Annotated in this window: 20 protein-coding genes; 19 read left to right on the top strand and 1 reads right to left on the bottom strand. The window is 70.9% G+C overall.

Annotated elements, in window-relative coordinates; genetic code table 11:
* Positions 1-82: 82 nt before the first annotated feature.
* Entirely contained in the window at positions 83-625 is a 543-nt protein-coding gene (locus tag ACIO5D_RS34780) for a GNAT family protein (protein ID WP_363608926.1), read from the top strand.
* Positions 626-697: 72 nt separating this feature from the next.
* Positions 698-2617: an ATP-dependent zinc metalloprotease FtsH gene (gene ftsH / locus ACIO5D_RS34775; protein WP_363608928.1), complete on the top strand. Its 1920-nt coding sequence runs from the start codon at positions 698-700 to the stop codon at positions 2615-2617.
* A 75-nt stretch (positions 2618-2692) separates the two neighbouring features.
* Here the strand turns inward: ftsH and ACIO5D_RS34770 are convergent, their stop codons facing one another.
* Entirely contained in the window at positions 2693-3526 is an 834-nt protein-coding gene (locus ACIO5D_RS34770) for a methyltransferase domain-containing protein (protein WP_363608930.1), read from the bottom strand.
* A 220-nt stretch (positions 3527-3746) separates the two neighbouring features.
* Between ACIO5D_RS34770 and proS the strand changes: the two genes are divergently transcribed.
* The 17 genes from proS (at position 3747) to whiG (ending at position 19534) form a co-directional block, all read left to right on the top strand.
* Complete coding sequence (proS, locus tag ACIO5D_RS34765; RefSeq protein ID WP_400658687.1) at positions 3747-5159, top strand: proline--tRNA ligase; 1413 nt, start codon at positions 3747-3749, stop codon at positions 5157-5159.
* 426 nt (positions 5160-5585) lie between these two features.
* Complete coding sequence (locus tag ACIO5D_RS34760) at positions 5586-6164, top strand: hypothetical protein (RefSeq protein WP_400658689.1); 579 nt, start codon at positions 5586-5588, stop codon at positions 6162-6164.
* A 383-nt stretch (positions 6165-6547) separates the two neighbouring features.
* Complete coding sequence (gene rpsP, locus ACIO5D_RS34755) at positions 6548-6976, top strand: 30S ribosomal protein S16 (RefSeq protein ID WP_363608934.1); 429 nt, start codon at positions 6548-6550, stop codon at positions 6974-6976.
* A gap of 2 nt (positions 6977-6978) precedes the next feature.
* Positions 6979-7218: an RNA-binding protein gene (locus tag ACIO5D_RS34750; RefSeq protein ID WP_030056773.1), complete on the top strand. Its 240-nt coding sequence runs from the start codon at positions 6979-6981 to the stop codon at positions 7216-7218.
* A 161-nt stretch (positions 7219-7379) separates the two neighbouring features.
* Entirely contained in the window at positions 7380-8000 is a 621-nt protein-coding gene (gene rimM / locus ACIO5D_RS34745; protein WP_400658691.1) for a ribosome maturation factor RimM, read from the top strand.
* Positions 8001-8089: 89 nt separating this feature from the next.
* Positions 8090-8908, top strand: coding sequence for a tRNA (guanosine(37)-N1)-methyltransferase TrmD (gene trmD, locus ACIO5D_RS34740; RefSeq protein ID WP_400800119.1), 819 nt, complete (start codon positions 8090-8092; stop codon positions 8906-8908).
* Between the two features lie 154 nt (positions 8909-9062).
* Positions 9063-9413, top strand: coding sequence for a 50S ribosomal protein L19 (rplS, locus tag ACIO5D_RS34735; RefSeq protein WP_063347674.1), 351 nt, complete (start codon positions 9063-9065; stop codon positions 9411-9413).
* Positions 9414-9490: 77 nt separating this feature from the next.
* Positions 9491-10414 (top strand): signal peptidase I, encoded by a 924-nt coding sequence (lepB, locus tag ACIO5D_RS34730; protein ID WP_400800090.1) that lies wholly within the window; start codon positions 9491-9493, stop codon positions 10412-10414.
* 169 nt (positions 10415-10583) lie between these two features.
* The gene (gene lepB / locus ACIO5D_RS34725) at positions 10584-11339 is read left to right on the top strand and encodes a signal peptidase I (protein ID WP_400800088.1); all 756 of its coding nucleotides are present in this window, start codon (positions 10584-10586) and stop codon (positions 11337-11339) included.
* A 245-nt stretch (positions 11340-11584) separates the two neighbouring features.
* Positions 11585-12592, top strand: a complete 1008-nt coding sequence (gene lepB / locus ACIO5D_RS34720; protein ID WP_363608942.1) for a signal peptidase I — start codon at positions 11585-11587, stop codon at positions 12590-12592.
* 145 nt (positions 12593-12737) lie between these two features.
* Positions 12738-13493: a signal peptidase I gene (gene lepB / locus ACIO5D_RS34715; RefSeq protein ID WP_363608944.1), complete on the top strand. Its 756-nt coding sequence runs from the start codon at positions 12738-12740 to the stop codon at positions 13491-13493.
* A gap of 118 nt (positions 13494-13611) precedes the next feature.
* Entirely contained in the window at positions 13612-14085 is a 474-nt protein-coding gene (locus tag ACIO5D_RS34710) for an NUDIX domain-containing protein (RefSeq protein ID WP_363608946.1), read from the top strand.
* A 55-nt stretch (positions 14086-14140) separates the two neighbouring features.
* A complete protein-coding gene (locus tag ACIO5D_RS34705; RefSeq protein ID WP_329929696.1) occupies positions 14141-14467 on the top strand; it encodes a DUF2469 domain-containing protein in 327 nt (108 codons plus the stop codon).
* Between the two features lie 168 nt (positions 14468-14635).
* Positions 14636-15223: a YraN family protein gene (locus tag ACIO5D_RS34700; protein ID WP_400658698.1), complete on the top strand. Its 588-nt coding sequence runs from the start codon at positions 14636-14638 to the stop codon at positions 15221-15223.
* Between the two features lies 1 nt (position 15224).
* Positions 15225-16916, top strand: coding sequence for a YifB family Mg chelatase-like AAA ATPase (locus tag ACIO5D_RS34695; protein ID WP_400658700.1), 1692 nt, complete (start codon positions 15225-15227; stop codon positions 16914-16916).
* A gap of 41 nt (positions 16917-16957) precedes the next feature.
* A complete protein-coding gene (dprA, locus tag ACIO5D_RS34690; protein WP_400800086.1) occupies positions 16958-18118 on the top strand; it encodes a DNA-processing protein DprA in 1161 nt (386 codons plus the stop codon).
* A gap of 585 nt (positions 18119-18703) precedes the next feature.
* Positions 18704-19534 carry an RNA polymerase sigma factor WhiG gene (whiG, locus tag ACIO5D_RS34685; protein WP_400761527.1) on the top strand — a complete coding sequence of 277 codons (831 nt, stop codon included), beginning with the start codon at positions 18704-18706 and terminating at the stop codon, positions 19532-19534.
* The last annotated feature ends 89 nt before the right edge of the window (positions 19535-19623 follow it).

Below are 19623 nucleotides of genomic sequence, written 5' to 3'. Positions count from 1 at the left end.
CGCCGCGAACGGCCCGCCTCCCCGAACCAGGGCGCCGCGAACGGCCCGCCTCCCGGTACCGCCGGGGCGGTGGGCCGTTCGTATGTCCGATGATGGTGCCGTGAGAGTGACGATCAGGGCCCCGCGGGCAGGGGACGAAGCTGCGTACGCCGAGGCAGTCCGACGGTCCGCCGACCACATCGGGCGGTGGAACCCGGTCGAGCCGGACGGGCTGCCGGAACTCCTGGAGCGCCAGGGCGCCGGCCTGCGGACCTTCCTGATCGTGGACCGGGCCAGCGGTGGGCTGGTCGGCAAGGTGAACGTCGCCAACATCGTGATGGGCCGGTTCTGCAACGGCGCGCTCGGCTACGACTCGTACCTGCCGTTCGCCGGCACCGGCCGGATGACCGAGGGCATGCGGCTGGTGCTGGACCGCTGCTTCGCCCCGCAGGCCTCCGGCGGGCTCGGCCTGCACCGGCTGGAGATCAACGTGCAGCCGGACAACGAGCGCTCGATCGCGCTGGCCCGGCGGCTGGGCTTCCGGCACGAGGGCTCCACCCCGCGGATGCTGTACCTGCAGGGGGCCTGGCGGGACCACGAGCGGTTCGCGATGACCGCCGAGGAGTGGCCCGGCCTGGGGGAGTAGGGCCTGCTCAGCGGCGTCCGGGCGCGGCGTTGCGGTTGGATCACCCGAGCGGATGTCCGTATTGTCCGACGGGTGACCGATCCCGTACCGCCGCGCCAGACCCCCGACCAGCCCTGGCGGTCCGAGGGCGCCCCGCCTCCGCCGCCTCCGCGCCGCAGGATGCCCGGCGGCTGGCCGGGCCTCGTCCTCACCGCGCTCGTGGTGTTCCTGATCTCCGACCTGCTGCTGTCCTTCTTCGGCAACGCCGGGGCCACCACGATCTCCTACACCGAGTTCGACAACCAGTTGAACAAGGGCAACGTCACCAAGATCTACTCCAAGGGCGACTCCATCGAGGGCACCCTGAAGAGCGCCGAGCCCAAGCCGGACGGCGCCAAGGGCACCTACACCGAGTTCGACACCCAGCGGCCGGTCTTCGCCGGGGACAACCTCTGGACCGCCCTCCAGCAGCACGGCGTCGAGGTCACCGCCTCGCCGGTGGTCCAGCAGCGCAGCTTCCTCGCCAACCTGCTGATCTCGCTCGCCCCGATGCTGCTGCTGATCCTGATCTGGGTGCTGCTCGCCCGCCGGATGGCCGGTGGCATGGGCGCCGGCGCGCTCGGCCGCAAGGCCCCGCCCAAACCGGTCACCAGTGACGCCGGCACCCGCACCACCTTCGCCGACGTGGCCGGTATCGACGAGGTCGAGGCCGAACTCACCGAGGTGGTCGACTTCCTCAAACACCCCGAGCAGTACCGTCGGCTCGGCGCCAAGATGCCGCGCGGCGTGCTGCTCTCCGGCCCGCCCGGCACCGGGAAGACCCTGCTCGCCCGGGCCGTCGCCGGTGAGGCGAACGTGCCGTTCTTCTCCGCCTCCGCCTCCGAGTTCATCGAGATGATCGTCGGCGTCGGCGCCAGCCGGGTCCGCGAGCTCTTCGCCGAGGCCCGCAAGGTCGCCCCGGCGATCATCTTCATCGACGAGATCGACACCATCGGCCGCCAGCGCGGCGGCAGCGGCGGCATGGGCGGCCACGACGAGCGCGAGCAGACGCTCAACCAGATCCTCACCGAGATGGACGGTTTCACCGGCTCCGAGGGCGTCATCGTCATCGCCGCCACCAACCGGGCGGAGGTGCTCGACCCGGCCCTGCTGCGCCCCGGCCGGTTCGACCGGCGGATCACCGTCAGCCCGCCGGACCGGAACGGACGGGCCGCCATCCTGCGCATCCACACCCGGACCGTCCCGCTCGCCGGGGACACCGACCTCAACCAGCTGGCCAAGGTCACCCCCGGCATGACCGGCGCCGAACTGGCCAACCTGGTCAACGAGGCCGCCCTGCTGGCCGTCAAGCGGAAGCAGGACGCGGTGGGGGAGCGCGACCTCTCGGACGCGCTGGAGAAGGTCCAGCTCGGCGCCGTCCGCCCACTGGTGATGCCGCAGTCCGAGCGTGAGCGCACCGCGTACCACGAGAGCGGCCACGCACTGCTCGGGATGCTCCAGCCGGGCGCGGATCCGGTCCGCAAGATCACCATCGTGCCGCGCGGGCGGGCGCTCGGCGTCACCCTCTCCACCCCCGAGACCGACCGTTACTCCTACACCGAGGCCTATCTGCGCGGCCGGATCATCGGCGCGCTCGGTGGGATGGCCGCCGAGCAGGTCGTCTACGGCGTGATCACCACCGGCGCGGAGAGCGATCTGGAGCAGGTCACCAACATCGCCCGGGGCATGGCAGGCCGCTGGGGCATGAGCGAGCGGGTCGGCCGGCTCACCGCCGTCCCCGCCGACCCACAGGGCGCGTACGGGCTGTCCGCCGCACCGACCACGCTGGACGCGGTGGACGAGGAGGCCCGGCGGATCGTCGCCGAGTGCTACGAGGAGGCGGTGCGGCTGCTGACCGAGCAGCGGGCCCGGCTGGACGCGCTGGCGGCGGCGCTGCTGGAGGCCGAGACGCTGGACGAGGAGGCGGCCTACCGGGCGGCCGGGGTGCCGCGGAAGTCGCTCGACCAGGCGTGAGCCGTTCGAGTGAGGGCGCTCGCCGGGTGGCGGGCGCCCTCTTCGTTCGCGCGGCGGGCTCTTTCGCTCGGCGGGCTACCGGGGTTGCTCGGCGACCAGGTAGCGGAAGAGGTTCTCCATGCGGACCGAGCCGTCCGGGCGCAGGTACGGGGCCAGCGCCTCCTCCAGTTCCTTGGCCACCAGCGGCAGCCCGGAGAACTCCGCCGCCGCCTCGTACAGGCCGGTGGAGAGCAGCCCGCGCACCGCGCTGTCCAGGTCCGGGTAGGCGAACGGGCAGCTCACCCGGCCGCTGCCGGCCGGGTGCAGACCGGCGCCGGCGAGCAGATCCTCCAGCGCGCCGGGCGGACTCAGCTCGAACGGGTCACGCGCGGTGGTACGGCCGGCCATCCGGCGGGCCACGTCCAGGACGGACGCGCTCTCGCAGCGCTCCGGCGGGCCCCAGGCGGCCAGCACCACGTGCCCGCCGGGGAGCGTCAGCCGGGCTGCCTCGGCCACCACCCGGGCCGGGTCGGCGGATCCGGGCAGCTGCTCGAAAACGGTCACCAGCGAATAGGCCGAGTGGGGGAGGGCCGTCGTTGGCCGGGCACCGGCTCCGACCCGCAGCCGGCGGCCCCGGGCCAGCTCGCGCAGCTCGTCCTGCGGCTCCAGACCGGAGACCTGCGCGCCCCGCCCGGCGGCCAGCAGCAGCGCCAGGCCGGACCGGCAGCCGAGGCCCAGGACGCTGGTCGCCGGGCCGACCTCCAACCGGCTGTAGACGGCTTCGTAGAGCGGTACCAGCATGCGCTCCTGGATCTCCGCCCAGTCGCGCGCCCGCGCGGGCCACGCGATCGCGCGCGGTGGGTCGTGCGGGTCGTGCGGGCGTGCGCCCGTGGGTCGTACGGTCGTGCCGGTCGTCCGAGCTGAAGCCATCGCGGCCTCCCATCCGGTCCTTCGGTGTGCTGCTACGGCTCCCCCAAAGTCCCGCCCCACTCCAGCGAACAGCGGCTCGGGCGTGGCGTCCAGAGGGGTGCGGGGTGGTGCGCGCGTGTCGCGGTCGTGCGCCCCCTGGCGGGCCCGGGCGCTCCGGAGGCCGACCGGTCCCGCAGAACGGATTCGAAGTCAGGGCCTCGCTCCCCGTACCATTCGCCCCATGGCAAAGGCACCCGTTCTCACCCCCCAGGCGGACGACTTCCCGCGCTGGTACCAGGACCTCATCAACAAGGCCGAGCTGGCCGACAACGGTCCGGTGCGCGGCACCATGGTCATCCGACCGTACGGCTACGGCCTGTGGGAGCGGATGCAGCAGGAGATGGACGCCCGCATCAAGAAGGCCGGCGCACAGAACGCCTACTTCCCGATGTTCATCCCGCAGTCCTACCTGACCAAGGAAGCCGAGCACGTCGAGGGCTTCGCCCCCGAGCTCGCGGTGGTCACCCACGGCGGCGGCAAGCAGCTGGACGAGCCGATCGTGGTCCGGCCGACCTCCGAAACGATCATCAACGAGTACTTCTCCAAGTGGGTCCAGAGCCACCGCGACCTGCCCCTGCTGATCAACCAGTGGGCCAACGTGGTCCGCTGGGAGCTGCGCCCGCGCATCTTCCTGCGCACCACCGAGTTCCTCTGGCAGGAGGGCCACACCGCCCACGCCGGCTACGAGGACGCCCGTGACTACGCCTCGATGATCCACACGGACGTCTACGGCGACTTCATGACCAATGTGCTCGGCATCGATGTCGTGCTCGGCCGCAAGACCGCCAAGGAGCGCTTCGCCGGCGCCATCAACACCCTCACCCTCGAGGGCATGATGGGCGACGGCAAGGCGCTGCAGATGGGCACCAGCCACGAGCTGGGCCAGAACTTCGCCAAGGCGTTCAACACCACCTACCAGCTCCAGGGCGCCGAGCGCGAGTACGTCTGGCAGACCTCCTGGGGCGTCTCGACCCGTATGGTCGGCGGCCTGATCATGTCCCACGGCGACGACAACGGCCTGCGGGTTCCCCCGCGCCTGGCCGCCGTCCAGGCCGTCGTCCTCGCCATCAAGGGCGACGACGCGGTGATCGCCAAGGTCCGCGAGATCGGCGCCCGGCTGGAGGCCGCCGGCATCCGCGTGGTCGTCGACGACCGCACCGACACCCCGTTCGGCCGCCGCGCCGTCGACTGGGAGCTCAAGGGCGTGCCGCTGCGCATCGAGGTCGGCCCGCGCGACCTGGAGAACGGCACCGCGATGCTGGCCCGCCGTATCCCCGGTGGCAAGGAGCCGGTCTCCATCGACGGCCTGGCGGAGCTGGTGCCCGGCGTCCTGGAGGAGGACCAGGCGCTGCTGCTGCGCCAGTCCCGCGAGCGCCGCGAGGCCCGCACGGTGGACGTGACCAACCTCGACGAGGCCGTCGAGGCCGCCGCCACCGGCTGGGGCCGGATCTCCTGGGCCGAGCTGGGCCCGGAGGGCGAGGCCAAGCTGGCCGAGCAGGGTGTCTCGGTGCGCTGCATTGTCGCCGCCGACGGATCGGTGCCGCAGACGGACGACCAGGACGGCAATATCGCGATCGTCGCGCGCGCCTACTGACAGCGGAAACCGACGGAAACCGGCAGAAGCCGACGGATGTCGACAGCCGCCGATGCGTGCTGATGGTTGCTGACAACGCCTGCTGAGAATACGGGCTGTAAGTATCCAGAGACCGTCTCACCTGTTGACATCGCTACTGGCCAGTCAACTGCCAGTATTAACGGAATAGCGGTACGGTGTACGGCCCGTGGCCCTGTCAACTCGGCAGGACCACGGGCCGTACGTCCTGGGGGCGACAGCCCGCGCCCGGACGGAAAATACGAGGCTCGGCGAGTTGCGACGGGCCGAAACCTGCAGGGGGTTGGTCTTGCGTCAGATCCGGAACGCGCAATTCGCGCGCGGTCGTGCATTCCTGAGAGTTCCCTGGGAATTCCCGGAGAGCGAGAACACGCGGAACATTGGCTCCCACTGCATCGTTGGTCTAGCGTGAGCACGACACAGCCCCTCGTTCTCGCGGCCGAACTGGCCGCCGCCTGGAGTGACATCCAGGCCTTCCATCAGGACCTCCCCGACCTCGCCTCGCCCGAGGCGCTGATCGGTGAATCCTCCTCGGCCTGTGGCACCCGGCTCGGTTTCGAGCGGCTCCTCCACGAGGCCGCCCACGGTCTGGCCGCGGCCCGGGACATCCGGGACACCTCGCGCGCCGGCCGCTACCACAACCGGCGCTTCCTGCTGCTCGCCTCCGAGCTCGGCCTGGCGCACCCGGTCGAACCGCACGCGAGCAGCGGCTTCTCCCAGGTGACCATGCTCAAGGAGACGCAGGAGCGGTACGCCGACACCATCGAACGCCTGGACCGGGCCCTCGGCGCCCACCAGGAGGCGGTGGCCGGTGATGGCGTGACGCGCGCCTTCCGCGGTCCGGCCGCCCGGCACGGCTCCTCCGGGGGCGGCGTCCGGGTCAAGGCGGTCTGCGGCTGCGGGCGGAACGTCCGGGTCGTGCCGTCGGTGCTCGCGCAGGCGTCCATCGTCTGCGGCGCGTGCCAGCAGCCGTTCAAGATCGCATAGCTTGGAGAACCGGCCGGCGGCTGTGCGGGCAGCACGTCCGGCCGGAGCAATCGGCCGATCGGCCCATTGAGTTGTCGAGTGGCTCTACCGATCGGCTCTACCGAGCGGGCGGCCGATGTGTGTCGGGCTGACCGGGGGCGAGGGCTCCCGGTCGGGCCTGTTGCCGGGGCCGTCGGGTGGCTGGCGGCGGTGAAGACGGCCTGGTGGTGGCGGCCGGGTGAAGGCGGTTCGCGCCGGTATGGCAGAATGGACAGCTGAGTACTCGGCAGCCGAGACAGGACCCCTCTCTCCTACGGCTGGCGTGTCCCTTGAACGGCCCGCCCCGCAACCCCACGCGACGGCAGGGCTGCTCACCCACGTCAACACCAGGAGAATCCACTCCCGTGGCAGTCAAGATCAAGCTCAAGCGTCTCGGCAAGATTCGCTCCCCGCACTACCGCATCGTCGTCGCCGACGCGCGCACCAAGCGTGACGGTCGCGCGATCGAGGAGATCGGCATCTACCAGCCGACCTACGACCCCTCGAAGATCGAGGTCGACAGCGACCGCGCCCAGTACTGGCTGTCCGTCGGCGCCCAGCCGACCGAGCCGGTGCTCGCCATCCTCAAGCTGACCGGCGACTGGCAGAAGTTCAAGGGCCTGCCGGCTCCGGAGCCGCTGAAGGTCGCCGCGCCGAAGGTCGAGGACTTCTCGCACCTGTTCGCCAAGGCCGTCGCCGGCTTCGAGGACGCCACCACCGGTGTCGCCATCACCCCGAAGGCCAAGAAGTCGGACAAGGCCGAGGCTGAGGCCGACGCCGCCGCCGAGGCCTGATCGTGATCGAGGACGCCCTCGACCACTTGGTGAAGGGCATCGTCGAGCACCCCGATGAAGTGCAGGTGCGCTCGCGCAACCTGCGGCGGGGCAACACCATCGAGGTGCGCGTGCACCCCGATGACCTCGGCAAGGTGATCGGCCGGGGCGGCCGCACGGCACGCGCACTGCGCACCGTGGTCGGCGCCCTCGGCGGTCGCAACGTCCGGGTCGACCTGGTCGACGTGGACAACATCCGCTGACGCGGCTGCTCGTTCAGCCGTCAGGCTTGAGGCCGGCCGGGACGTATGTCGTCCCGGCCGGCCTTTCTTTCTCTCCGGTTCCAGCCTCTTCTTGTCAGCCTTCCTTCTCTTCAGCCTTCTTTCTCTGCCTTCCCTAGCACTCATCCAGGAGAACGATCACCGTGCAGCTCGTCGTCGGCAAGATCGGCCGCGCCCACGGCATCAGGGGGGACGTCAGCGTCGAGGTCCGCACCGACGAGCCGGAACTCCGGCTCGGACCGGGTGCCGTCCTGCTCACCGACCCCGCGTCGGCCGGGCCGCTGACCGTCGAGTCCGGCAAGGTGCACAGCGGCCGGCTGCTGCTGCGCTTCGCCGGCGTCAAGGACCGCAATGCCGCCGAGGCGCTGCGCGGCACCATCCTGATCGCCGAGGTCGACCCGGAGGAGCGCCCGGAGGATCCGGAGGAGTTCTACGACCACCAGCTGATCGGTCTGGACGTGGTGCTGCTCGACGGCACCCTGGTCGGTGAGCTGACCGAGGTCGTCCACCTGCCCTATCAGGACCTGCTCACGGTGAAGAAGCCCGACGGGACCGAGGTGCTGGTGCCGTTCGTCACCCGCATCGTGCCGATCATCGACCTGGAGAACCAGCGCGCCGTGATCGACCCGCCGGGCGGGCTGATCGACTCCGAGCAGGCCGAGGTCGCCCGGGGCGACGGTGCTGACGGTGTTGGGGACGACGCTGCTGAGGGCGACGGTGCTCAGGGCGACGGTGTGCGAGACGGTTCGGAGGCCGCGGAGTGAGCTCCGACGAACGTGAGCAGGGGCAGGGCGCGGCGCAGGAGCCGAGGTCGGAGTCCGGGCCCGGGCCGGTGGCCGCGGTGCAGAGCGGGATGCGGATAGACGTCGTCACGATCTTCCCCGAGTACCTGGAGCCGCTGAACATCTCGTTGGTCGGCAAGGCCCGCGCTCGTGGCCAGCTCGATGTGCACATCCACGACCTGCGCGGCTGGACGTACGACGTGCACCGGACCGTGGACGACAGCCCGTACGGCGGCGGCCCCGGCATGGTGATGAAGCCCGAGCCGTGGGGCGAGGCCCTGGACGCGGTGACCGCCCAGGGGCCCGAGGGCGAGGTGCCCACTCTGGTGGTGCCGACTCCCAGCGGGCGTCCGTTCACCCAGGAACTCGCGCAGGGACTCGCCGGGCGCCCCTGGCTGGCCTTCACCCCCGCTCGGTACGAGGGCATCGACCGGCGGGTGATCGAGGAGGCGGCCACCCGGATGCCGGTGGTCGAGGTGTCGATCGGTGACTACGTCCTGGCCGGCGGCGAGGTCGCGGTGCTGGTGATGGTCGAGGCGATCGCCCGGCTGCTGCCCGGAGTGCTGGGCAACGCCGAGTCCCACCGGGACGACTCCTTCGCGCCCGGCGCGATGGCCGACCTGCTGGAGGGCCCGGTCTACACCAAGCCCGCAGAGTGGCGTGGCCGGACCGTGCCGGACGTGCTGCTCAGCGGCAACCACGGGCGCATTGCCCGCTGGCGACGCGAGCAGGCCTTCGCCCGCACCCTGGCCAACCGGCCGGACCTGGTGGAGCGCTGGCAGTACGGCGCCTTCGACAAGAAAGACCGTGAGGCCCTCAGCATCCTCGGACTGGCCTGGGACGAGCAGCTCGGCCGATTTCGGTCCGTGGCCGGTGATGTGGAAGAATAGGCCGCTGCTGTCTGTCGCTGGACTCCTTTCGTAGGGGTCACGTGGTCCGGTGCCCTCGCCACGGGGGGATCACCTCGGTCCGATGCGGCCCGCAGCAGACCCCATTGCGACGAACTTCCGTGGGCGGCCCGTGGCGCCTGCGATGGAGAGCAACATGAGCAACAAGCTCGCTGCTGTCGACGCGGCTTCGCTGCGTAGCGACATTCCGGCCTTCCGCGCCGGTGACACCCTGAAGGTGCACGTCCGGGTCATCGAGGGCAACCGCTCCCGTGTCCAGGTCTTCCAGGGCGTCGTCATCCGCCGCCACGGCGCCGGTGTCGGTGAGACCTTCACCGTCCGCAAGGTCAGCTTCAACGTCGGCGTGGAGCGCACCTTCCCGGTGCACACCCCGGTCGTCGAGAAGATCGAGGTCGTGACCCGCGGTGCGGTTCGCCGCGCCAAGCTGTACTACCTGCGTGACCTCCGCGGCAAGGCCGCGAAGATCAAGGAGAAGCGCGACCGCTGATCCACCGGCCCCCGGCGCTGCCGGGGGATCGGAGCGCTCTAGGGGGCGCCGCTGCCGCAAGGTAAGCTCAGCCCCCGATGAGCACGCACGAACCACTCGCGGACCGCGACGGCAGTCCCGCACCCACCGGTGCGGACTCGCTGTCGCGGTCCGCGGCCGTTTCCGGGGGCGGGGCGGAACCGGCCGGAGCGGGTGTGGAGGCCGGGACGGCCGAGGTATCGGACGCCGGGCCGGCCGAGGCGCGGGACGTGGAGACGGGCGCCGGGCCGGAGACCGCCGGGCCGGGGGACGAACCCACCGCGGAGCCGGAGCCGGAGGCGCCGGTGCGTTCGCGTGGGCGTGACCTGCTTCTGCTGGTGGGTATCTGCCTGCTCACCCTGCTGCTGGTGAACGCTTTCGTGGCGCGGCCGTTCGCGGTGCCGTCCGGATCGATGGAGAACACCCTGCGCCCGGGCGATCGCCTGATCGCGAACAAGCTGGCGTACGCCTTCGGCGGCCACCCCCAGCGCGGCGATGTGGTGGTTTTCGACGGGACGGGCTCCTTTCTGCATGAGCCGGAGAGGTCGGCCGGGTTCTGGGACGGTCTTCGTTCGCTCGGCCAGGACCTCGGACTGGCACCGGCCGGGAACTCGGTCTACGTCAAGCGCGTCATCGGTGTCGGCGGGGACCGGGTGACCAGTACCGGTCCGGGTGGGCGGATCACCGTCAACGGGGTGCCGGTCGACGAGACGTCCTACCTCGCCCCGGGGGACGAGCCGTCGAGCGTGGCCTTCGACGTGGTGGTGCCGGCCGGCAAGCTGTGGGTGATGGGCGACCACCGGAGCGACTCGCGCGACTCGCGTGACCACCTGGGCGAGCCCGGCGGAGGCTTTGTCCCGGAGCGCAGGGTGATCGGACGGGCGGACTGGGTCGTCTACCCGATCGGCCACTGGACCAGCCTGGACCGGCCGGCGGCGTTTGCCGCGGCAGGGGGGACGGGTGGACATGGGGACCAGAGGTAGAGGCCGGCTGGCCGACCGTCCCGCCCCCGAGCCCTCGGGCAGCCCGGAGGAGACACCCGCCCAGGAAGCGGCGCCACCGGTACGCGGCCGGGCCGAGCGCCGCCGCACCGCCCGCCGGGCGGCCCGCCGTCGCAGACGTTCTCTCCTGCGCGAGCTTCCACTGATCGTCGTGGTGGCACTGCTGGTGGCACTGGTGATGAAGACCTTCATGGTGCAGGTCTTCGTGATCCCCTCGGGTTCGATGGAACAGACCATCCAGATCGGGGACCGGGTACTGGTGGACAAGTTCACCCCTTGGTTCGGCAATGAGCCGGAGCGCGGTGACGTGGTGGTGTTCAAGGACCCGGGTGGCTGGCTGGAGGCTGACCACAAGCCGTCCACGGACGGGCCAGTACTGCGCGGGGCCAAGCAGGTCCTCACTTTCGTCGGGCTGCTGCCGTCCGACAGCGAGCAGGATCTGATCAAGCGCGTGATCGGTGTCGGCGGGGACACCGTGGAGTGCTGTGACGCGCAGGGGCGGGTGAGCGTCAACGGCGCTGTGGTGGACGAGCCGTACCTGGCACCGGGGAACCCGCCGTCCCGCCAGCCCTTCAAGGTGAAGGTTCCGCAGGGGCGGCTCTGGGTCATGGGCGACCACCGGGACGTGTCCGCCGACTCCCGCTTCCACATGGCGAATCCGGGGCAGGGGACTATCCCGCTGAGCGGTGTGGTGGGCCGGGCTTTTGTGATCGCGTGGCCGTTGGACCGGTTCCATCAACTTGATGCACCGGGTTCACTCTCCTCAGTGGCGCGGGCTCCGGCGGCTCGCGGGGAAGCTTCGCGATTGCCGGGCGCTGGGCCGATTCCGATGGAACCTCCGCTCGTTATGGGTGTGTTGGGCATTCTTCCGTTTGTCGTCTGTCGGTCGGCACGACCACGGGAGTAGGCCGTGCCGGTCGGCTACCAGCAAGATCACGCGTGTGGGATCGCGAGCCGGATGCCTGGGAGTGATAGAGAAGTGCTGGAGTGACCGGTGCACCAGGCCGGTTGTGTTCTGCGGCTGTGTTGGTGTCAGGTGTGCCCGACGCGGGCGGCTCTGAGACGTTCACGGCCGATGGTGGAGTGTGGTGCCCGCTGTGCGGCACTGTGAGCGCGGGCGCGCGGGCGTCCGCACAGCAGGGAGGAGACGTTGTGGGGGATTTGGTGATCGGCGCCCGCTCAGGCGCCGGAGAGCCCGAGGGCTCCGGCAGCCGGGCGGCCCGGTCCGCCGAGTCCGCGGTGCCCTCGGCTCCCGCCGAGGACACGGCGGCCCCGTCCGCAGACGAACCGGCCGACGATACGGGTGACTCCTTGGGTGCCTTCCGGGTCGAGCCGGGTTCGGAGGACGAGCCGTCGGACGAGAAGTCCGTCGGCGAGGAGCGCAAGCAGCGTTCCTTCTGGAAGGAACTGCCGATCCTGGTCGGTATCGCACTGGTCCTGGCTCTTGTGATCAAGACGTTCTTCGTCCAGGCGTTCTCCATTCCGTCGGAATCGATGCAGAACACGCTTCAGGTAGGCGACCGTGTCCTGGTGGACAAGCTGACTCCGTGGTTCGGGGCCGAGCCCGAGCGCGGAGAGGTCGTGGTGTTCCACGACCCGGGCGGCTGGCTGAACGACGAGCCCGTCCAGCAGAGCAGCAACTCCTTCGTCCGAGGCATCCAGGACGTGCTCAGCTTCGTCGGCCTGATGCCCTCCACGAACGAGAAGGACCTGATCAAGCGCGTCATCGCGGTCGGCGGGGACACCGTCGAGTGCGAGGGCGAGGGCCCGGTCAAGGTCAACGGGGCCGTGCTCGACGAGCCGTACGTCTTCGCGGGCAACACCCCCTGCGGTACGAAGCCCTTCGGCCCGGTGAAGGTGCCGCCCGGTCGGATCTGGGTGATGGGCGACCACCGCGCGGACTCCCTGGACTCCCGCTTCCACATGGACCAGCCGGGCGGCGGCACGGTTCCGGTGGACGAGGTGATCGGGCGTGCCTTCGTGGTGGCCTGGCCGGTCAACCACTGGTCGACGCTGCCAGTACCAGACACCTTCGACCAGAAGGGGCTGTCGGGGGCCGCGCCGCTCGTGCCCCCCGTGGCCGGCGCCGTCGGCGCGGTCGGTCTGCTCCCGGTGGTACGCCGGCTGAGGGACCGGGCGGACCGAAAGAAGCAGTCCTGACCGTTACCGGGTAGCCCCCGGGTCTTGCGCGGGCCGTGGTACCGACGAGTAATCTGCTCGGACGTGCCACGGCCCGCCGGGTTTCCCGCCTGTGGCCCCGGTGCGTCGCGAGCGCTTCCAGGTCGGGCAGGGGTGGACGGTGTCGATGAGCAGTGTCGTGGAACAGGTGGCCGACCGCCCGCCGGCCGCCGCCCGGCCCCGGCGCCGGCCCGCCGCCGTGCTGCAGGGCGCGGTGATCGCGCTGGGACTGGTCCTGCTGGTCGGCGGCTTCGCGGTCATGGCCCTGGACTACCGGCCCTACAACATCCCGACCGCGTCCATGACCCCCACGCTCAAGGTCGGGGACACCGTTCTGGCCCGGAAGATCGATGACGGCGCCGTCGGCCGCGGTGACGTCGTGGTCTTCCGTGACCAGGTCTGGGGCGGCGAGCTGATGGTCAAGAGGGTCGTCGCGGTGGGCGGCGACACAGTGGCCATCACCGGAGGCGACCACCGGCTGACCGTCAACGGCAAGCCGGTGGACGAGCCCTACCTGGCTGCGCAGAGCGCGGAGAGCGGCACGTTCAGCGTGGAGGTGCCGCCCGGGCGGCTGTTCCTGCTCGGCGACAACCGGCAGGGATCGCTGGACTCCCGTGCCCACCTCGAGGTGGACGGGGGAACGATCCCGGCCGGCGAGGTGCAGGCCCGGGTCGAGTCCACCGTCCTGCCGTTCGGTCGGGCGGGCATGTTCGCCAGGACCTCGGCCTTCGATGTGATCGGTGGCCCGAAGGCCGGTGAACCGGGCCCGCTGGAGCCGGCCGCCTACGCCACCGTTGTAGGCGCGGCGCTGATCGTCGTGACCTCGGCGGTGGGCGGCGTGGCGGGCCTGACCCGTCGGCTCCGGAACCGCCGCGCGTCCTGAACCCGGGTGCCGCGGCCCTGGACCTGCCCGCTCTGCCGAACATCGCCCCGGACGGTCGTGCCGGGTGGCAGGATCGGGAGAGCCACCGGGGCGAACGGAAGGAGTGTGGAGATCTGCCATGACGGCACGGCGTCGCAGAGCGGCGAGGATCCTGTTGCTGGACGGGCAGGAGCGCCTTCTTCTCTTCCGGGGGTCCGACCCGGCGGTACCGGGTGTCACCTGGTGGTTCACCCCGGGGGGTGGCTTGGAGCCCGGCGAGGGCGTGCGCGAGGCAGCCGTACGGGAGCTCGCGGAGGAGACCGGACTGCGGGGTGTGGAGCTGGGGCCCTTGGTGGCGTACGGCACGGCTTCGTTCTCCTTTCGGGGGCAGCACTACGAGCAGGAGCAGTGGTTCCACCTGGCCCGGACCACGGACACGGTGCTCGACCACTCGGGCATGGGCGACGACGAACACGCCCAACTGCTCGCGGCGCGCTGGTGGACGATCGAGGAGCTCAGGGAAACCGCCGAGACGGTCTACCCGGTCGGACTGGCGGACTTTGTGGAGCAACTGTTGGCCGAGGGGCCGCCAGTCACTCCAGTACGGCTCTGAGGGTGGGTGCGGTGGTCCACAATGGGTGGACGTGACAAGTTGAGGGGACGCCTGGATGAGTGCCGAAGATCTCGAAAAGTACGAGACCGAGATGGAGCTCAAGCTCTACCGGGAGTACCGGGACGTCGTCGGCCTGTTCAAGTACGTGATCGAAACCGAGCGGCGTTTCTACCTCACCAACGACTACGAGTTGCAGGTGCACTCGGTCCAGGGCGAGGTCTTCTTCGAGGTGTCGATGGCGGATGCGTGGGTCTGGGACATGTACCGGCCGGCTCGGTTCGTCCGTAAGGTCAGGGTGCTGACCTTCAAGGACGTGAACATCGAGGAGCTCGCGAAGAGTGATCTGGAGCTGCCCTCGGACGACGCCGGCTTCGGGAACTGACGTTGGACCGTCTGGGCCGGTGGTGTCCAGAGGAATTTCGAGTATTCCGGGATTCTCACCCCTCCAGGTGACAGAAGTTATCCACAGGCCCTGGTTATCCACAGGAAATAACAACTCTCTGGTCTGGTCCCGGGCTGCGCGGCAACCTCCACAGCGGAGGTGGTCATCGTGCAGGACACGAAGCGCTCCCCGCGCAAGCAGACAGCGAAAGCCCGGCTGGACGGGCAGCCCAGACGGAAGACAGTGCGGCCGGCGGACGGAGGGTCGCCGACCGCCGTCGGGCCTGCTCCGCCGCGCCCGGAGAAGAACAGCCCGGGGCGCAGTACCAACAACGGCCTCGGCCGCTATGGCGAAAGGGTCGCCGCGCGCCGCCTCGCCGAGGACGGGCTCCGCATCCTGGACCGCAACTGGCGGTGTGTCGAGGGGGAGTTGGACATCGTCGCCCTCGACGGCGACACCCTGGCGGTCTGTGAGGTGAAGACCCGCTCCGAGCGGGGGTTCCAACAGCCCAGCGAGGCCATCGACCAGGCCAAGGCCGCTCGGCTGCAGCGCCTCGCGGAGCGCTGGATGGCGGAGCGCTGGCCCGGCCACTTCGCCAGGCTGGCCGGCTCCGAGTATCAGTCCGAGCCCGGTAACGGGCCTGCGGATCCGCCATGGCCACCTGTGCCACCCGGTGGCGTCCGCATCGACCTCGTGGCCGTCATCAACCGGTTCCGCGGTGCGGCCCTGGTGGACCACCTGCGAGGGGTGGTCTGAGATGGCATTCGCTCGTACCTGTTCCGTGGCACTGGTCGGTGTCGACGGAGTGATCGTCGAGGTCCAGGCCGATCTGGAGCCAGGAGTCGCCGCGTTCACCCTTGTCGGCCTGCCCGACAAGGCCCTCTCCGAAGCCCGCGACCGGGTGCGTGCGGCCCTGGTGAACAGTGGCGAGGCCTGGCCCCAGCGCAAGCTGACCGTCGGACTCAGCCCCGCCTCGGTGCCCAAGAGCGGCAGCGGCTTCGATCTCGCGGTGGCGTGTGCCGTCCTCGCCGCTGCCGAGCGGCTGGATCCGTCCTCCATCGCCGACCTGCTGATCATCGGCGAGCTGGGGCTGGACGGCCGGGTGCGGCCGGTACGCGGTGTGCTCCCCTCGGTGCTGGCCGCCGCCGACGCCGGGTACCAGCGGGTCGTGGTGGCCGAGCAGACGGCCGCCGAGGCCTCACTGGTCCCGGGCGTGACCGTCATCGGAGTGCGCAGCCTGCGCCAGCTGATCGCCGTCCTCACCGGGGCACCCGAGCCGGAGGAACCGCCCGACCCCATCGGCGGCCGCCCCGACCCCCTGATGGCCGGGCTCATGCTCCCCAGCGCGGGTGTGCGAGGCCTGCCCGATGACAAGTCGGCCTATATGGACCTGGCCGATGTGGCGGGCCAGTACGAGGCCCGGAGAGCGCTGGAGATCGCCGCCGCCGGAGGCCACCACCTTTATTTGAAAGGCCCGCCGGGCGCAGGCAAAACGATGCTGGCCGAACGGCTGCCCGCGCTGCTCCCGCCGCTCACCCAGAAGGAGTCACTGGAGGTCACCGCCGTCCACTCCGTGGCGGGACTGCTCCCAGCCGGTCGGCCGCTGATCGACAGCGCGCCCTACTGCGCCCCGCACCACTCCACCACCATGCCGGCGATTGTCGGCGGTGGCAGCGGCCTGCCGCGACCGGGTGCGGTCTCACTGGCCCATCGAGGCGTCCTGTTCCTGGACGAGGCACCGGAGTTCCCGGTCCGGGTGCTCGACGCGCTGCGTCAACCGCTGGAGTCGGGCGAGGTGGTGATCGCACGTTCGGCGGGTTCGCTCAGACTCCCGGCCAGGTTCCTGCTCTGCCTGGCGGCGAATCCGTGCCCCTGCGGTCGGCACTCGCGGCGCGGCGAGGGGTGCGAGTGCACCCCGGTGATGGTCAGCCGGTACCAGGGGAGGTTGTCCGGGCCGCTACTGGACCGGGTCGATCTCCAGGTTCAGGTCGCCCCGGTGACCAGGATCGAACTCATGGAGCGGGACAGCACGGCGGAGACCACCGAGACCGTGGCGGCCCGGGTGCTGGCGGCGCGCGAGCGTGCGGCGACGCGGCTGGCGAACACCCCGTGGCAGACCAATGCCGAGGTGCCCGGTCATGAACTGCGTACCCGCTGGCAGCTCGCGCCCGGCGCACTCAACGACGCCGCGCGCCAACTGGAGCGCGGGTTGCTGACCGCCCGCGGCCTGGACCGGGTGCTCCGGGTGGCCTGGACGGTCGCCGACCTCGCGGGTCGAGACCGCCCGGACCAACGGGACGTGCGGACCGCCCTCGTCCTGCGCACCGGCGTCGAGCAAGGGCTGCCGGCGGAGCGCTCCTTCCGTCAGCTCAGTCGCGTCCCGGAGCAGGGAGGCGGGCGGGGCGAGGAGAAGCCCACCCGGCCCGGCCCGGCCGAGCGTGGCATCTGACCAGTGTGCAGAGAACGAGGACACCGCAAGTGAACCGGACGATGAACCACCCTCAACCTCCCTCCCAGAGCGCCTCGCGGACCGAGCCCGAGCGCTGCGCCAGGGCCGTGCTCAGCAGGCTCAGCGAACCCGGAGACGCCGTCCTCGGCCGATGGCTGTCCCAACTCGACGCCGCCGACGTGGTTCAGGCGATCCGGGGCGGTCCTGTGCCCGACCACCCCGGGCTGGACGCCGGCCGACTCGTCGGCTACCGGGCCAGACTCGCGGACGTCGACCCCGCAGACGACCTGGAACGGGTACGAGTGGCCGGTGGGCGCTTCATCATTCCGGGCGACATGGAATGGCCGAGCCAACTGGACGATCTGGGGGACGGGCGGCCGATCGGGCTCTGGGTGGCCGGGACGGGCTCGCTGCGACTGCTGGCTCTTCGCTCGGTCGCCGTGGTCGGCTCGCGGGCTTGTACGGCCTACGGGGCGTATGTCGCGGGGGAGCTGTCGGCTCAACTGGCCGAACGCGGGTGGGTGGTGGTCTCCGGTGCGGCGTACGGGATCGACGCGTCCGCCCATCGAGGAGCGCTGGCCGCCGGCGGAATGACGATGGGGGTCCTCGCCTGTGGCGTGGACGTGGCCTATCCGAGGGGAAACGCCGAGCTGATCAGGCGGATCGCCGCCCAGGGGCTGCTGCTGAGCGAACTCCCGCCGGGGGAGCACCCGAACCGCTTCCGGTTCGTGCTGCGCAACCGTGTCATCGCCGCCCTCACCCGGGGGACGGTGGTGGTCGAGGCGGCGATGCGCAGCGGGGCGCTGAGTACAGCCAGGCGCGCCCGCAACCTCAACCGGTACACCATGGGTGTCGCCGGGCCGGTGACGTCGGAACTCTCCGCCGGAGTGCACGCCCTGATCCGTAGCGGTGGCGCCACCCTGGTCACCGACGCCGCGGAGGTGGCCGAGTTGATCGGTGCGATCGGCGACGATCTGGCGCCTCAGCGGAGCGGCCCGGTTCTGCCCCGGGACTTGCTGGAGCCGGCTGTGGCACAGGTGCTGGAGGCCGTGCCGGCGACGGCAGAGGGGGCGCCCGTGGAGCGGTTGGCCCGGCAGTCGGGGCTCTCGCCGGACGAAGTGCTCCAGCGGCTGTACGAGTTGGGATCGCTCGGCTACGTGGAGCGGCACGGCGCCCATTGGCGGCTGGTGCGGAGGAGGTGACCAGACGGACGAGAGGGCATTGGACCGGACGCACGGTGAGGGAACGGGGCGAGGCATCGCGGGGAGCCAGGAGACGGGGCAACGAGGGGTGACCCGATGGCCGGGCCGATCGGCCGCAGGCACCGGGATCCGGGGAGGGGGAACGCCACCGGATCGGGGGACGACCGAGTGGCGGTAGCGCATTGCAGTGAGTCGGTCACGCTACGCTCGCCCTGTCTTCCCTATCAGCACATGACTCGGCAGAACGGCGCAGACCAACGCATGCCCACACACATTCCCGGACACAGAGTGACCGGTGGCGCCCGGTCCTCGGGCGGGCCGCGGACCGAGCGGCGCCCCGTGACCGAGTTCCCGCCCAAGGCGACGGGCGCGATGGGGGGCCTCGCACGGCAGGCCGGTCGGTCGGCCTCGGTGCCCGGCCAGTCTGCCGACGCGGCCGCCACCGCAGCGGGCACCGAGGCGGACCCCCCGCCCGGCGCCTCGTCGACGGTCTATCCCCCCTCGGCGGGGCGGGAGGACCAGAGCGGCGGAGCGCACGTCGCGGCACAAGCCGGCGCGCGCCCCGACCAGCCCGGCGCGCCCGGCGTGACCGGGGCGGGTCCGGCGCGTTCTTCCTCGGGCGCGCCCGGGCAGCGCCGGGAGGCGGACGGTCAGGAACGCACGGCGCTCGAAGCCCTCTGGCGCTCCTACAAGGGGACGGGTGACCAGCGGCTGAGAGAACAGCTGATCCTGCACTACTCACCCCTCGTGAAGTACGTGGCGGGCCGGGTCGGGGTCGGACTGCCGTCCAATGTCGAGCAGGCCGACTTCGTCTCCTCGGGCGTCTTCGGGCTGATCGACGCCATCGAGAAGTTCGACATCGACCGGGCCATCAAGTTCGAGACCTACGCGATCAGCCGCATCCGTGGCGCGATCATCGACGAACTGCGGGCGCTGGACTGGATCCCGCGCTCGGTGAGGCAGAAGGCGAAGGCGGTCGAGCGGACGTACGCGACGCTGGAGGCCCGGCTGCGCCGGACCCCGCACGAGCCCGAGGTCGCGGCCGAGATGGGCATCGCGATCGAGGATCTGCACGCCATCTTCAGCCAGCTGTCCCTCGCCAACGTGGTGGCGCTCGACGAACTGCTCCACCCGGTCGGTGAGGGCGGCGACCGGCTGAGCCTGGTGGACACCCTGGAGGACCACGGCGCGGACAACCCCGTGGAGGTGGCCGAGGACCGGGAGCTGCGCCGGTTGCTGGCGCAGGCGGTCAACACCCTGCCCGAGCGGGAGAAGACCGTGGTGACGCTCTACTACTACGAGGGGCTGACCCTTGCCGAGATCGGGCAGGTCCTCGGGGTGACGGAGAGCCGGGTCAGCCAGATCCACACGAAGTCGGTTCTGCAACTGCGCGCCAAGCTGTCCGACATCCGCTAGACGAGTAGATCCGATGTGATCAGTGGTCGTAGGCGATCAGCGAGCGGGTGACCGGTGCGCCGATCAGGTTGTTGTGCCAGATGCCGGCG

This window comes from Kitasatospora sp. NPDC087315, from assembly GCF_044744345.1.
Lineage (GTDB): Bacteria > Actinomycetota > Actinomycetes > Streptomycetales > Streptomycetaceae > Kitasatospora.
Note: the sequence above shows the minus strand (reverse complement) of the source record. Positions and strands in the feature narration are given on the sequence as shown.